The organism is Antarctobacter sp. (assembly GCF_048262615.1).
Lineage (GTDB): Bacteria > Pseudomonadota > Alphaproteobacteria > Rhodobacterales > Rhodobacteraceae > Antarctobacter.
This window is the reverse complement of sequence record NZ_JBLXFB010000032.1, coordinates 25,620-39,477: the sequence shown is the minus strand read 5'-3', so window position 1 is coordinate 39,477 and position 13,858 is coordinate 25,620. Positions and strand designations below refer to the sequence as shown.

General features: G+C 62.8%; 13 protein-coding genes. 1 reads left to right on the top strand and 12 read right to left on the bottom strand.

All coding sequences use genetic code 11. The features are described from left to right. Positions 1–286: 286 nt before the first annotated feature. The 6 genes from ACN0S5_RS21460 to ACN0S5_RS21435 form a co-directional block, all read right to left on the bottom strand. Positions 287–1,012, bottom strand: coding sequence for a ribonuclease activity regulator RraA (locus tag ACN0S5_RS21460; protein ID WP_417211128.1), 726 nt, complete (start codon positions 1,010–1,012; stop codon positions 287–289). A gap of 10 nt (positions 1,013–1,022) precedes the next feature. Continuing rightward, a complete protein-coding gene (locus ACN0S5_RS21455) occupies positions 1,023–1,919 on the bottom strand; it encodes a dihydrodipicolinate synthase family protein (RefSeq protein WP_417211126.1) in 897 nt (298 codons plus the stop codon). Positions 1,920–2,013: 94 nt separating this feature from the next. Next, positions 2,014–3,747: an L-arabinonate dehydratase gene (araD, locus tag ACN0S5_RS21450; protein WP_417211124.1), complete on the bottom strand. Its 1,734-nt coding sequence runs from the start codon at positions 3,745–3,747 to the stop codon at positions 2,014–2,016. Positions 3,748–3,757: 10 nt separating this feature from the next. After that, entirely contained in the window at positions 3,758–3,880 is a 123-nt protein-coding gene (locus ACN0S5_RS21445; protein WP_417211121.1) for a dihydroxy-acid dehydratase, read from the bottom strand. Between the two features lie 13 nt (positions 3,881–3,893). Next, positions 3,894–5,969 (bottom strand): TRAP transporter large permease subunit, encoded by a 2,076-nt coding sequence (locus ACN0S5_RS21440; RefSeq protein ID WP_417211119.1) that lies wholly within the window; start codon positions 5,967–5,969, stop codon positions 3,894–3,896. 137 nt (positions 5,970–6,106) lie between these two features. Continuing rightward, positions 6,107–7,147 carry a TRAP transporter substrate-binding protein gene (locus ACN0S5_RS21435; protein ID WP_417211117.1) on the bottom strand — a complete coding sequence of 347 codons (1,041 nt, stop codon included), beginning with the start codon at positions 7,145–7,147 and terminating at the stop codon, positions 6,107–6,109. A 161-nt stretch (positions 7,148–7,308) separates the two neighbouring features. Here ACN0S5_RS21435 and ACN0S5_RS21430 point away from each other — a divergent pair, with 161 nt between their 5' ends. Continuing rightward, a complete protein-coding gene (locus ACN0S5_RS21430; protein WP_417211115.1) occupies positions 7,309–8,076 on the top strand; it encodes a GntR family transcriptional regulator in 768 nt (255 codons plus the stop codon). Between the two features lie 186 nt (positions 8,077–8,262). Here ACN0S5_RS21430 and ACN0S5_RS21425 read toward each other — a convergent pair whose 3' ends face one another. The 6 genes from ACN0S5_RS21425 to ACN0S5_RS21400 form a co-directional block, all read right to left on the bottom strand. Beyond that, complete coding sequence (locus ACN0S5_RS21425; RefSeq protein WP_417211114.1) at positions 8,263–9,231, bottom strand: ketopantoate reductase family protein; 969 nt, start codon at positions 9,229–9,231, stop codon at positions 8,263–8,265. A gap of 222 nt (positions 9,232–9,453) precedes the next feature. Further along, the gene (locus ACN0S5_RS21420) at positions 9,454–10,482 is read right to left on the bottom strand and encodes a Gfo/Idh/MocA family protein (protein ID WP_417211113.1); all 1,029 of its coding nucleotides are present in this window, start codon (positions 10,480–10,482) and stop codon (positions 9,454–9,456) included. Next, positions 10,482–11,300, bottom strand: a complete 819-nt coding sequence (locus tag ACN0S5_RS21415) for a 3-methyl-2-oxobutanoate hydroxymethyltransferase (protein WP_417211110.1) — start codon at positions 11,298–11,300, stop codon at positions 10,482–10,484. The genes ACN0S5_RS21420 and ACN0S5_RS21415 overlap by 1 nt, the downstream gene beginning before the upstream one ends. Positions 11,301–11,445: 145 nt before the next feature. Next, on the bottom strand, positions 11,446–11,757 hold the full coding sequence (locus ACN0S5_RS21410) for a MocE family 2Fe-2S type ferredoxin (RefSeq protein ID WP_417211109.1): 312 nt from the start codon (positions 11,755–11,757) through the stop codon (positions 11,446–11,448). Between the two features lie 104 nt (positions 11,758–11,861). After that, positions 11,862–12,821: a sugar phosphate isomerase/epimerase family protein gene (locus ACN0S5_RS21405; protein WP_417211108.1), complete on the bottom strand. Its 960-nt coding sequence runs from the start codon at positions 12,819–12,821 to the stop codon at positions 11,862–11,864. Then, the gene (locus ACN0S5_RS21400) at positions 12,818–13,843 is read right to left on the bottom strand and encodes a Gfo/Idh/MocA family oxidoreductase (RefSeq protein WP_417211106.1); all 1,026 of its coding nucleotides are present in this window, start codon (positions 13,841–13,843) and stop codon (positions 12,818–12,820) included. Before ACN0S5_RS21400 ends, ACN0S5_RS21405 begins: the two co-directional genes overlap by 4 nt. Between the last annotated feature and the right edge of the window lie 15 nt (positions 13,844–13,858).

Here is a 13,858-nt window from a genome sequence, read left to right as displayed (position 1 = left end):
AGATCGGGCGTGCCGATGGCAAAGTCATGCGCCGGTCCGTGCGCCGGGTCAGAGGCAAAACTGGCCGCGCTGGCAACCCATTCGCCTGCGATCAGGTGCTGGCCGTGGGGGGTAAAGGTGTCGGGCATGGTCAATCCTCTTGTGGTCTTGGCCTTTTGGGGCCCCGGTCTTTCGCGATCCTGACGGACTGCACGACCGAAGGACAAAAACACACGGCGCCAAGGCCTGGCGCCGTGCCGTATGATGATCTTCGCGCGGCAGCGGCGCGCTGTGTCTCGTCAGCGAGTCACCGCTTGTTCTCTTTGCGCCAAATGGCAAATTTTTCGAGGTTTTCTTCCTGCGTCGCCGGGTAGAGCCCGATAATGGCGGCGCCGTTTTTGACCTGTTCCAGGGCAAAATCCTCGTAGGCGGTCATTTCGATGGCCTCGTCGGCGATCTCATCGGCCAGATGCGCGGGCAGGATGATCACGCTGTCGTCGTCACCGACCACGATGTCGCCGGGAAACACCGGCGCGTCGCCGCAGCCGATTGGGACGTTGATGTCGATGGCCTCGTTGGTGGTCAGGTTGGTCGGGCTGGAGGGGCGACTATGATATGCGGGCATCTCCAGTCCGGCGACGTTCATCGCATCGCGAAACCCGCCGTCGGTCACGACGCCGGCACCGCCGCGCATCATCAGCCGGGTGATCAGGATGTCGCCCGCACTGGCTGCATAGGCCGATTTGCGGCTGTCCATGACCAGCACATGCCCCGGCGGGCAGGTCTCGATGGCGACCCGCTGGGGGTGTTCGGGGTTGCGGAACTCGACCAACTGGTTGCGGTCCTCACGCGCGGGCATGTAGCGCAGGGTAAAGGCGGGGCCGACCATGTTGCGGCCCTTGGAGGCCACCGGGCGCACGTCCTGGATCACCTGGTGGCGCAGTCCGCGCTTGTAAAGGGCGGTGGCCAGCGTGGCGACAGAGACCTGTTCGAGCTTGGCCTTGGTGTCGGGAGACAGGGGGTGATCGGTCATTGGAAAGTCCTCAAATCAGTCCATTGCTGGTCATGAAGGCGCGCAGGCGCGTCATTTGATTGTCGCTCAGGGGCCATGCGGCGGGCGGGCGCGCCACGCCGCAATCCTCGCCCATCAGCGCCAGCGCCGCTTTGACGCCGGGCACGTTGGCCCCGCCCTGTTCCTCGGCGCGGATGTCCTCAAAGACCTGCATGTCGGCGATCAGCGCGCGGGCGCGGGCGTAGTCGCCCGCCTCCAGCGCGGTGTTGATCGCAACCGACCGCTCTGGCCAGACGTTGATCAGCCCGCTGGTAAAGCCGCGCGCACCGACCGCGTAGAGCGTTGGGGCCCAGACCTCGGCCAGACCACCGGTCCAGGTGATGTGATCGGGCGCGGCGGCCATGGCGTCTTTCAGCCGCATCGGGTTGGGCGTGGCCCATTTGACGCCCACCACGCCCTCGACCCGGCACAGCGCGGCGATGGCATCTGTCCCGATGGCATCGTTGCGCAGGTAAAGGATCAGCGGCAACCCCTGTCCCGCCTCGCGCACCGCCTGCACATAGGCGATGACGCCGCGCGGCGCGACAAAGGGGTCGGGTGGCTGGTGGATCATCAGCGCAGTTGCCCCCGCCGCGCGCGACGCCTCGGCCAGGGCCTGCGCGTCGCGTATCCCGCGCCCGACACCGGCCACCAACGGCACGCGGCCCGCGATATGCGCGCCGCTGGCCGCGACCATGGCGCAGGCCTCGTCCAGCGTCAGCCCGTAGAATTCGCCGGTGTTGCCATTGGCGGTCAGCACATGCACGCCTGCGGCGATGGCGCGGTCGACCAGCGGTTTCTGCACCTCCGGTGCGATCTCTCCTGCCGTGTCGAACGGCGTGACAAGGATGCCGGACACGCCGGTCAGGGCTTTGGCAAGATCGGTCATTCCGGCATCCCCGCGTTCCGAGCCCGCCCAGTGATCTCTGGGCGCGCAAGGTGGAGGCCCCGGATCAGGTCCGGGGCGGTGTTCGTCGCTTCCATCAGTTGATCTCCGGTTCCGGGACGGGCGCGCCGAAATCGGTGCGCAGAAAGTCAAAGTCGCAGCCCTTGTCCGCCTGTTCCACATGTTTGCTGAACATCTGGCCATAGCCACGCTCAAACCGCGGGGCGGGCGCTGTCCAGGCGGCGCGGCGCGCCTCCAGTTCTGCGTCCGTCAGCACGACGTTGAGCGTCCGGTTGGGGATGTCCATCTCGATGATGTCGCCGGTCTGGATCAGCGCCAGCGGGCCGCCGATATAGGCCTCGGGGGCGACATGCAGGACGCAGGCACCGTAGGATGTGCCCGACATGCGCGCATCCGACAGCCGCACCATATCGCGGTGGCCGTCCTTGAGCAGCGCCTTGGGCATCGGGATCATGCCCCATTCCGGCATCCCCGGCCCCCCCAGCGGTCCGGCGTTGCGCAGGACCAGAACGTGATCCGGCGTCATCGGATACTCTTCGTCGTTGATGATCTTCTTCAGATCGGCATAGCTGTCGGCGACAATCGCCGGGCCTTTGTGGGTCTGGAATTTTGGGTCCATGGCGGCAGGTTTGATCACCGCGCCATCGGGGGCAAGGTTGCCCTTGAGCACTGCCAGCGACCCTTGTTGATACACCGGGTTGGACAGCGGGCGGATCACGTCGTCGTTGTAGTTCACCGCCTCGGCGATGTTGTCGCCCATGGTCTGGCCGTTCACCGTCATCACCGACAGGTCCAGCTTGTCCCCCAGCTCTTTCATCAGCGCCGGCAAGCCGCCCGCGTAATAGAAATCCTCCATCAGATATTCTTTGCCCGAGGGGCGGATATTGGCCAGCACCGGCGTGGTGTGGCCGATCTCGTCGAGGTGATCCAGCGTCAGATCGACGCCCGCGCGCCGCGCCATCGCGATCAGGTGGATGATCGCATTGGTCGAACAGCCCGTCGCCATGGCCACGGTGACCGCGTTGCGCGTGCTTTCCCAAGTCATGATCTTGTCGGGCGTCATGTCCTCCCAGACCATCTCGACCGCGCGCGCGCCACAGGCGGCAGCCATGCGTTTGTGCCCCGCATCCGGCGCCGGGATCGAAGAGGCGCCGGGCAGTGTCAGTCCCCAGCCGTCGGCAATCGACATCATCGTGCTGGCGGTGCCCATGGTCATGCAGGTGCCATAGCTGCGCGCGATGCCGCCCTGCACGCCGTCCCACTGGTCCTTGGTGATATTGCCCGCGCGGCGTTCGTCCCAGTACTTCCAGACGTCGGTGCCAGAGCCCAGCTTTTGCCCCGCGTAATTGCCGCGCAGCATGGCCCCCGCTGGCATGAAGATGAACGGCAGCCCCATGCTGACCGCGCCCATGACCAGCGCCGGGGTGGACTTGTCACAGCCCCCCAGCAGCACCGCGCCGTCGATGGGGTGGCTGCGCAGGGTCTCTTCGACCTCCAGCGCGCCCATGTTGCGATAGAGCATCGAGGTCGGCTTCAGGAATTGCTCTGAGAAGGAATGTACCGGCATTTCGACCGGCGTTCCGCCCGCCTTCAAGATGCCGCGCTTGACCCACTCCGCCCGGTCGCGCAGGTGGTGGTGACACGGCGACAGGTCCGACCATGTGTTGATCACCGCGATGACCGGCTTGCCCTCCCAGTCATCCGCCGCCCAGCCCATCTGCATCGCACGGCTGCGATGCCCCATGCTGCGCAGATCATCAGGCGCAAACCAACGCGCGGAACGAAGATCTTCAGGTCTCTTACGGCTCATCTCAACTCCTTCACGAAATAGGCTGCGACAAGGCGAACATCAGGAAGATGATCACCCCTGCCAGCACAAGCCCCAGCACCCAGGGCCAAATGCCGTAACCGTTGATGTCGTCATGGCTGTCGCGTCCGATCATGGCTTTTGCCTCCTCAATTCAACAGTTCAGGCAGGAACAGGGCGATCTGCGGGAAATACATGACCAGAAACAGCCCGAGGATCTGGAGCCCGATAAAGGGCAGCACCGCCACAAAGATTTCCTGTAGGGTCACGTCCTTGGGCGCCACCGATTTCAACCAGAAACACGCCGGGCCAAAGGGCGGCGACAGAAAGTAGATCTGGATGTTCATGACAAACAGGATGCCGAACCAGATCTTGGCCTGATCTTCTGTCAGGCCCAGATCCGGTGCAAGCGTCATCACCACCGGCGCAAAGACCGGCACGGTGATCAGAACGATGGCGATCCATTCCATGAAGGTGCCCAGAACCATCAGGATCAGCATCATCACGATGACCGTGCCCATGGCCGACAGGCCAAGGTCGAGGAACAGCGAACGCATGAATTCGCCGCCGCCCACAAGGTTGAAGATGCCCACGAAACTGACCGCGCCCAGCACCAGCCAGATGATTGTGCCGACCGTGGTCATTGTGCCCAGCATCGCGGCGGACAGAACCTCCCAGTTGAACTTGTTGCGGACGGCGGCCACGATCAGGGCCCCGATGCAGCCCACGGCAGCGGCCTCTGTGACAGAGGCGACACCGCCGTAGATCGACCCCATGACAGCGCCGATCAGCAGGATACACAGGCCAACGGCGATCATCCGGTCCTTGGACAGCTTCTTTTCGGTTCCGGTGATCTGGGCGACTTCGGCGGCGGTGGGCGCCAGCGAATGGTTCAGGTTCACCCGGATCAGGACATAGCCAGCATAGAAAACGGCGAGCATGATGCCGGGCAGCGCGCCCGCCATGAACAATTCGCCGATGCCGACCTCGGCCGACAGCCCGTAGACGATCATGATGATCGAGGGCGGGATCAGCGTCGCCAGAGCGCCGGAGGCGCAGATCAGGCCAATCGACAGTTTGCGGTCATAGCCCAGCCGGAACATCTGTGGCAGGGCGACAAGGCCCAGCATGACGATTTCACCGCCCATCACGCCGGACATGGCGGCAAGGATCACCGCCACCACCGTGGTTTGCACCGCGACCCCGCCGCGCAGGTTTCCGGCAAAGATCGACATGGCGTCAAACAGGTCTTCGGCAATGCCCGCGCGTTCCAGGATCGAGGCCATCAGGACAAAAAACGGCACAGCAACAAGGCTGTAGTGTTCCAGCAGGCCCACGGCGTTGGAACTGACTAGGAACAGACCGCGCGGCCCAAAGAACCCGACCGCCATGATGACGGACACCAGCAGAGTGACGATGCCCAGCGGCATGCCCGTCATCATCAGCGCGATCAGCAGAACCACCATGATGACAGAGATCGTGCCCAGATCCATCTTGCGCAGTTCCAGCGCCTTGGACGGGTCCATCGACTTGCCGATCTCCGAGATGAAATCGGAGAACACTGCGGCGATCTGCACGTCCAGCGCATGGGCCAGAAAGGCCGACACGAAGTAGACGACAAAGTAGATCCCGATTGCCTTGACGATCAGCCGCGCCGCTTTGGCCTGAACGTGGCGGTGCAGGTTGACCATCAACTGCGCCAGATACATGAACCCGCCGATCACCATCAGGGTTTTCATCATCATCGGCAGGGGTGAGTTGAAAGCAGAGCCGGATTTTTCCAGCCGCGCGATGCTGACATAGGCGCGCACCGGGGCATCGGTCAGCAGCATGTAAAGCGCCAGAACCCCGACAACCATGGCGAACAGATCCAGCCACCAGCGTTGTGTCGGGTTGGCCAGATTGTGAATGACGGTGATGCCGATATGGCGCTGTTTCATCGTGACGTAGCCAGCCGACAACATCCAGGCGGCGGCCACGGTGACCATGACGGTCTCAAACGCCCACAGGGTCGGCGTATGCAGGACATAGCGCGAGAAAACCTCCCACAGTGTCGCCGTCGCCGCGATCAGATAAAAGGTCGATATGGCAATGCCGGATACGTGACTGACATGATCCACAATCGTGTATTGGCTGCGGTCCAGATCGGCCTCTTCGTGCAGCGGATCCTGATCCGCGATTCCGATCTCGGTCTCTTCCAGAGCGTCGTCCAGATTGCGCGTCATGCGGTGATGTCCCTGTCAGGCCGTGCGCCCGACGGGTGCACGGTCTCTATATGTATCTTCGATTTCAGAAGGGCGGCGGGGATGGTGACTTGCCCGCCAATTCGCAAGCGGGCAAGTCATCTTGCGGGCAGGCTGCCTTACAGCAGGCCCGCTTCCTTCATGAAGGAGATATGCGCGTTGTAGACTTCTTTCGCCAGATCGGACTGGCTGGCAAAGGCTTCCCATGCTTCCTGAGCGATGGCACGCAGCTTGTCACGTTCGCCCTGCGGCCAGTCGATCACTTCGATCTCGCCTGCGGCCTTGTCTCGGGCCACCAACTGGCGGTCGAGACGATCGAAATGCTGGCGCAGCCCGTTGTAGGCGGCGAGATACCATGTTTCGAGCGCGACCTGCTCTGCCTCGGTCAGTTCTTCCCAGACCGCTTCGGAGACGGTGAATTGCAGGATCGGGGTCGAGTGGATGCCGGGGAAGATCGGGAACTTGGCGATCTTGTGCATGCCGTTGGCGTCGTTGTTGGCATAGGCCGAGTTGTCCGCCGCGTCGATCACGCCCTTGTCCAGCGCGCCGTAGGTTTCCGATCCGGACATGGACACAGGGGCCGCGCCCGCGCGTTTGAACACGTCGGCGGCCAGCCCTTCGGGAGAGCGGATCTTGAGACCTTTGAGGTCTGCGACCGTGCGCACAGGCACCTTGGACACAAAAGCCTCACGCGCGTAGGCGCCGCAGCCGATCACGTGGACGCCTTCGAAATGTGCGTCGTACAGCTTTTGCAGCATTTCCTTGCCGCCGCCCTGCGCGCAAAACGCCTGAATCTGGTCGGCGCTGTCATAGCCCGCGATCAGATCGCCCATCAGGGCAAAGGCCGGATCGATGCCCGCAAAGTAGTTGATCGAGGTCAGGTCACCGTCAAGGATACCCACCGAAATCGCCTCGGCTGTCTCACGACGCGGCACCACCGCGTCCACCGGCAGCAATTCGACACCCAGTGTTCCGCCGGTCATGGCTTCAAGTTTGGGGATCCAGACATCATTCAGATAGGCGAGCGATGCGTGGCTGGCGTTGGAGGACGTCTGAATTTTCAGAACGCGGTCCGCCGCATCAGCCGATCCTCCTGCGATTCCCATCGACACAGCCATGGCTGCAATCAAGGAAAACTTGGTCAAATTGTTGAATTTCATGGGTTTCCTCCCTCGGGGTTCAAATGTGCGCGCCGGTCTTTTGTCCGTGTCACGCTTGACAGTTTCAACTAATATATTAGTATTTGACACCTGTCCAATTGGTTCTCACGTCAGGCTGTGTTTTTCCCGGACAACGCGCGACCACCGTCAGGAGACAGCAAATGGCAAGCGATACCGGGCACGAAAGGGGCAAAGGATCCGCCGCTGCACGTGGCGACGGAGCGGCAAACCGCGTTTATGATGAACTGCGACGCGAGATCATCTCATTCGAGCGGGCACCGGGATCCGTGTTGTCGCGCGCGACCCTTGAAAAGCAGTATGCGGTCAGCCAGACCCCGATCCGGGAGGCATTGCAGATGCTGGATCAGGACGGGCTGGTTCAGGTCTTTCCGCAATCCAGAACTCTGGTCAGCCGCATTGACGTGCAGCAGCTGAACGAAACGCATTTCCTGCGCGTCGCGGTCGAGGTCGAAGTGGCATGGAGGCTGGCTGCCGCTCCGCGTGACGACGTGGTCGCGCGCGCCCGCGCCATCGTTCAAATGCAAAAGACGCTGTTGGGCGATACCGATCAGGCGGAACTGTTTCACGATCTGGACCGGTCGTTTCACAAGACGCTGTTCGACGCGGTCGGCGTCGGCAGCATTCAGCAGATCCTGGCAAGGCGGCTGGGCCATCTTCTGCGTTGCCAGCAACTGGACCTGCCGTCCCAAGGGAAAATGGCCGCGATCGTTGCCGATCACGAAGCGATCCTGAACGCGATCTCGGCTGGCGATCAGATTGCGGCGACAGAGGCGGTCCGGCGGCACCTCTCCGGCACGATCAACCGGGTCGATGCCTTGCGGGCGCAGCACCCGGATTTTTTCACGGACGGCAAGACATGGCCGGTCTGGTCCGCCACCGACGCGCCCAAGACGGGCGCGGCAGGGTAATCCGGTCTGTCGGTCCTGTGGGCGGACGCCGTGGCGCGACGGTCCCCGTTGTATTGCGCGGGCCTGCCCAACATTGCATGCGTCGCCGGGCACGTCCTGCGCTCTGATCCGCCGGGTTATCCAAAATGCCGGGCGCTGCGCGCGGACACGGTGCGAGGCTGGCCCGCGTACACCGGACGGCGGGCCTTAGAGACCCAGTTCCGTCGCCATCTCATTGGGTGTCAGGGCACCCGCCGGGCATTTGTCACGTGCCAGCCGCGCGGCCAGTTTCGCGGCGCGGGCGTTGATCGGTGCCTCTGTTCCGGCCAAGCGGGCGATCATGGCAATCTCGCCGTTCAGGAAATCCGTCTCGACAGACCCGGCCCCACGGGCAAGGCTTTGGGTGGTCGATCCCCCAACGCGTTCAACGCCGTCCAACGGTTCGGCCGTCATCAGGGCACCGCGTCGCGGATCGCCCGCGCCCATGTCGCGCCAGCCGATGCCAGCCGCGCGATAGACACCTATGGCTTCTTGCAGCAAGGCAGTCTTGATCTCTGCCGCCGCAGCGCCCCGGCCTAACGCGGCTTCGACAATATTGCCAAGGTTGACCAGCAGCTTGCCATATTTGTTTTGCATCACATCGTCTTCGACAAAGCTCTTGATCCGGGCCGATGTCAGCACCTCGGCCAACGCGGCGTCGGTCTGATCCGCGCCCCGTGGATAGCGCCCGATATCGAAAACCCCAAGGTTGGGTCGCCCGACGCCGACCGCCTCGTCGGGGGCCATGTATTCGGCGGGCAGCATCACGCTCACAGCGTGGACGTTGGGAAAGAGCCGCAGGGCAAGGCGTTCGTTTTCCACCCCGTTCTGCACGCAGAAAACCGCCTGTTCATCAAAGCCCGCTGTGCGCAGATCCTCCAGCGCGCGTGGCGTGTCCTGTGTTTTGGTCGTCAGCAGGATCACGTCGTCCGGGCGCGGCGCGATGTCGGTTGCGGTGCCGACGCAGGGCAGGGGGGTGGTTTCGCTGCCGTCATGGCTGCGCAGGGTCAGTCCCTTGTCGCGGATCGCCTGTAGGCGCGAGCCACGCGCGATGCCCAAAACGTCTTGACCCGTCAGGGCAAGGGCGGCGGAAACAACGCCTCCGACCGCGCCAACGCCAAAGATGATGATCCGCATGAGACCGCTCCGTCAGAATGCCGTGCAATAGATCGCCTCGGCGTTCCAACAGTCATGTCACGCGGGTTTGTGTCCTTCAAGCAGGGGATGCCGTGCCCGTTGCCGATAGATGCGGGCTGATGGCGCTTGGGAGCGCTGTGGGGGAGGCGGAAAAGCAGCGCGGCTACCAGCCCGAACACGATCACCCGACAGCGCTATCCGATCCCCAATTCGGGTCCGGGGTCAAAGGGAGACGGATCTCCCGTCGATGGCGCTTTGCCGGGCGGCATCCAGAATGGCAAGGGTGCGCGCACCGGTTTCCGCAGTTACCGGTGGCGGGCTGCCATCCCGGACCGCTTGGGCAAAGGCGTCATAATAGTCGTGGTAGCGGCCCTGTTCCGACGGCACGATTTGGGCGCCACTGGCACTATACAGCGTGCCCCAGTGCGCCTTGGGTTCATAGCCCCATGCATCGGGCGCCTCGGCAGGTCTTTTCCCGGCGAAAATGTCCTGCGCCTGTACGTCAGAGCTGTGGCTGAGAAAGACACCTTTGTCACCATAGGCGCGCAATTCACGCATGCCGTAGTGGTTGAGTTTTGAGGCGGCCACCTCTGACATACGCCCGTTTTCGTGGCTCAGCGTGACGACAAAACCGGCGTCCGTGCGCCCCTCGGGCAAGTCGACAAAATCGAGATGCGCCCAGACGGAAAGAACCGGACCGTTCAGCCAGACCATCTGGTCCACCACATGGCTTCCCAGATCGCGCAACAGGCCGCCGGTCGGTCCTGCCTCCAGCGTCGCCGGGTCGTCAAAATCCATTCGGTTGTGGACGCGCCAGACCCGGCCCAGCCGGTCGTCGGCGATGATTTTGGCGAGGGTTTGCAGATCGGCGTCATAGCGTCGGTTCTGATAGACATCCAGCGTCACGCCTTTGGCCTTGGCGGCGGCGTCCAGCTCCAACGCGCCGGCGCAGTCCGGTGCAAACGGCTTGTCCGCGATCACATGCAGGCCGGCGGCGATGGCCTCCAGCACCAGCGCCCGGCGGGTCTGCGGCGGCGTTGTGATCGTAACGGCATCACAGGCCCCGGCTGTGATCATCTCTGTCAGGCTGGAAAAGATCGGCGTGCCGGGCCAGTCGGCCCGCGCCTTGGCGACGGTCTTTTCCGCGCGCGCCACGATCCCGCTCAGGGTGCAGCCAGTGGCGGCCGCGATGAACGGCGTGTGAAAATGCTGCCCGCCGGTGCCGTAACCGACCACGCCGATCCGCAGCATCAGTCCTGCACCGCGCCCAGAAAGGCCTCAAACTCATCATCCTTGATGGTGACGCTGTGCGCGGCCTCTGGGTAGCCACCGGAATCGACATCCGCCTTGTAGTCTTTGAAGGCCGCGATGCGCTCATTCTGCAAGCGCTCAAGCTCGGGCGCGAAATTGCGGTACACCTTGCCGTGGCGCGGCTTGTGGTTCTTGCCGTAACCGCAGACGTCCTCGGTGAACAGATATTGCGCATCCGCATGTTTGCCCGCGCCCATCCCCAGCATGACCAGTGAGGAATTCTCGGTCAGGAATTTTGCGACCCGGTCGGGCACCACTTCAAGTTCGGCCCCGAAGCACCCGATTTCCTCAAGCTTTTGGGTGTGTTTCCATAGCGCCAGAGCCTCATCCGCGGTTTTGCCAACGGCGCGCCAGCCGGTCCATGTGATGTAGGAGGGGATCAGGCCGATGTGGCCGACAACGGGCAGGTGGTTGTCGCACAGCAGCTTTTGGATGTCATACGATGCCGCACAGTAATAGGCATCGCCGCCGATACCGGCATAGTAAAAGGCGGCGCGCAGGTAATCTTCGCCGGTGGCGATGGGGCGTCCCTCGAAACGGCCCGAGCCGCCGTAGGGCAGGCCGACCTGCACAAAACAATCGCCCGCGGCGTCACGCATGTCAGCGTCAAAGTACCTGCCCTCGATCGACAGCATGTGGATGCCCGCTGCATTTGCGGCGGCGGCCTCTTCGGGCGTGGTCACAAAGAGCATCGAAATTTTCTCTCCGCGTTGTTTCATCGCGCGAATGTCGGAGACGTGGGGGCGGTTGTGATACATCGTGATGTCCTGTGTTCTGGGTGTGAGGTCCGTGTGAGACGTGGCAGACACGGGGGGGCGTTACTGTCGTGGAACTCGTCTCGCGCTTGACCCGGACCCTCATGAGGGGGTGGGGCTGCTCCCTTGCGGGGAGCCAAGTGTCGGCTCAGACCTCGACGAAGACCCGGCCGTTTTCGACACGGGTGGGATATGTGTGCAGGTTTTCGCAGGCGGGCGGCGTTTCGACCTCGCCGTTGGAGCAATCGAAAATCGATGAATGTTTGGGGCATTCGATGGTCGCCTCGACCACCAGTCCCTCTGACAGATGCACCTCCTCATGGGTGCACAACCCATCGGTACAGTAATAATTGTCCTGATGGTCGCGGACGATGATGAAGGTCCGTGATCCGTGGTCGAAGCGGATCACATCCTCTTCGTCGATGTCGGTCGCGGCGCAGGCGTCGATCCATTCGGCCATTTGGTCTTTCTCCTCTTGTGGCTTTTGTCGGGGCAGGGGCTGCCTGCCGTCAGGCTCGGGCGCTGTGCGGTCGCGCCCGACGGATTGTGGTCTGTGATTGCCGGTCAGATGTCCTGCGGTTTGAAATCCGCCGGTGCAGCGGGCATCACACGCTGCAAAAGATCGACGGATTTCTCCAGCCCTTCAAGCGCGTTCAGCAGGACGTCCTCATGCTCGATCGACAGCCAGCCGTCGTAGCCGCCCATCCTGAGCCGGTAACAGAACTGCCGCCACCATTCCTCGCCATGGCCAAAGCCCAGCGTGATGTAGGACCAGCTGCGCGCCGGGATGTCCATCAGTGAGCCGTTCTCCAGCAGGCTGGTTGTCGCTTGCACGGGGGCGTTCAGAAAGGTGTCCTTGGCATGCACATGGTAGACGGCGTCGCCGAGAGCCTCTGCCGCGATCAGCGGATCGGCCCCCATCCAGAACAGGTGGCTGGGATCAAGGTTTGCCCCGATGACGGGTCCGACCGCATCGCGCAGCTTGTGCAGCGAGGGCACGTTGTAGACGCATTGGTTGCCATGCAGTTCCAGCGCAATCCGCTCGACCCCGCACTCTTTGGCCAGCGCGACCGTCTCACCCCAGAAGGGGATCAGCCTGTTTTCCCATTGGTAACGCAGGATGTCCTGTGTTTCCGGTGGCCAGCTGGACACAACCCAGTTCGGCAGTGTGTCCTGCGCCGACCCGGCGGGCAGGCCGGACATGGTGCAGACTGTTGCGATCCCCATTTCACCGGCCACGCGGATGGTGTTCAACAGATCCGCGCCCTGTTTGGGGTCGGTCGGATGCAGCGGGTTGCCATTTGCGTTCAGTGAGATGATCTCCAGACCGCGCGCCGAAAACTCGGCTTTGAACGCCTTTTGGGCCGCTGCATTGACCAGCAGTCCGTTCAGGTCAAAATGTGGCGCGGTGGACCATCCGCAGGTGTTCACCTCGACGCCGGAAACACCCATACGCGCAGCATGATCCAGCATGTCGTGCAACGACATCGCACCGAGGCTGTCAGAGACAAATCCTAGTCTCACGATGCCACCCCTTTTGGTGCTGCATAGAACGCCGGTTGCGCGATCATCTCGATCTTCTGTTTCATGCCTGACCGAAGCGCCTTTACTCCTGTCTCGGCGACCACGGCGGCGCAGTAGCCGTCCCAACAATCAGAGGCGATGGCGGGAAAGTGACCTGTCTCGACAAAGGCGGCAAAGGCGCGGTTCTGGCGGACATAGGCCTCGTGATAACGTCCGCGCCAATCGGCGTCATAGCGCGTGGAAGAGGCCAGACGGCGGTCGGTCCGCGTATAGGCGACGTTGTTCATCGCGATGCTGCCTTCCTCGCCGACAAGCTCGGCGCGGACGTCATAGCCATAGGCCGCGTTGTTGTTGATTTCGATGGTCACCAACTGGTCGTCGGTGGTTTCCAGCACCATCACAACAGGGGCGACACGGTCGTCGGATCGCCGCGGCTGATGCGCGGTGATCGAGGCGTATTCGGTGCCAAGAACATGGCGCACCACATCGAATTCATGCGGTGCCGAATTGGTGATGGCCATGGCCCCGGTGAAATCCGCCGCCGGTGTGTCCACATTGCGGTGAAAGTTGTGCATCATCAGAGCGCGGCCCAGATCGCCCTTGGCAAGGGCGGCGCGCATCTCGACATAGGACTGGTCATAGCGGCGCATGAAGCCCAGCATCACATGTCGCGCGCCCGCGGCCTGTTCGGCCTCCATCACGTCAAGACACTCTGCCGAGCTTTGCGACAAGGGTTTCTCACACATCACCCGCTTGCCCGCCGCAATGCAGGCCTTGGACAGCGGGGCATGGGTGAAATCGGGTGAGGCCACAATCACCGCATCCACATCCGCACGGGTGATCACACCTTCCGGGTCACTGTCCGTGTCCTTGGCACCGCAGGCGTCGGCGACGGATTTGGCTCTGGCCGCGTCCATGTCGCAGATGACTTGAAGGGTCGCGCCGGGCATGTCTTCGGCCACGATCTTTGCGTGGTCCGCGCCCATCAAGCCGGCGCCGATGACGGCAATTCGTATACTCAAGACGCTCTCCATATG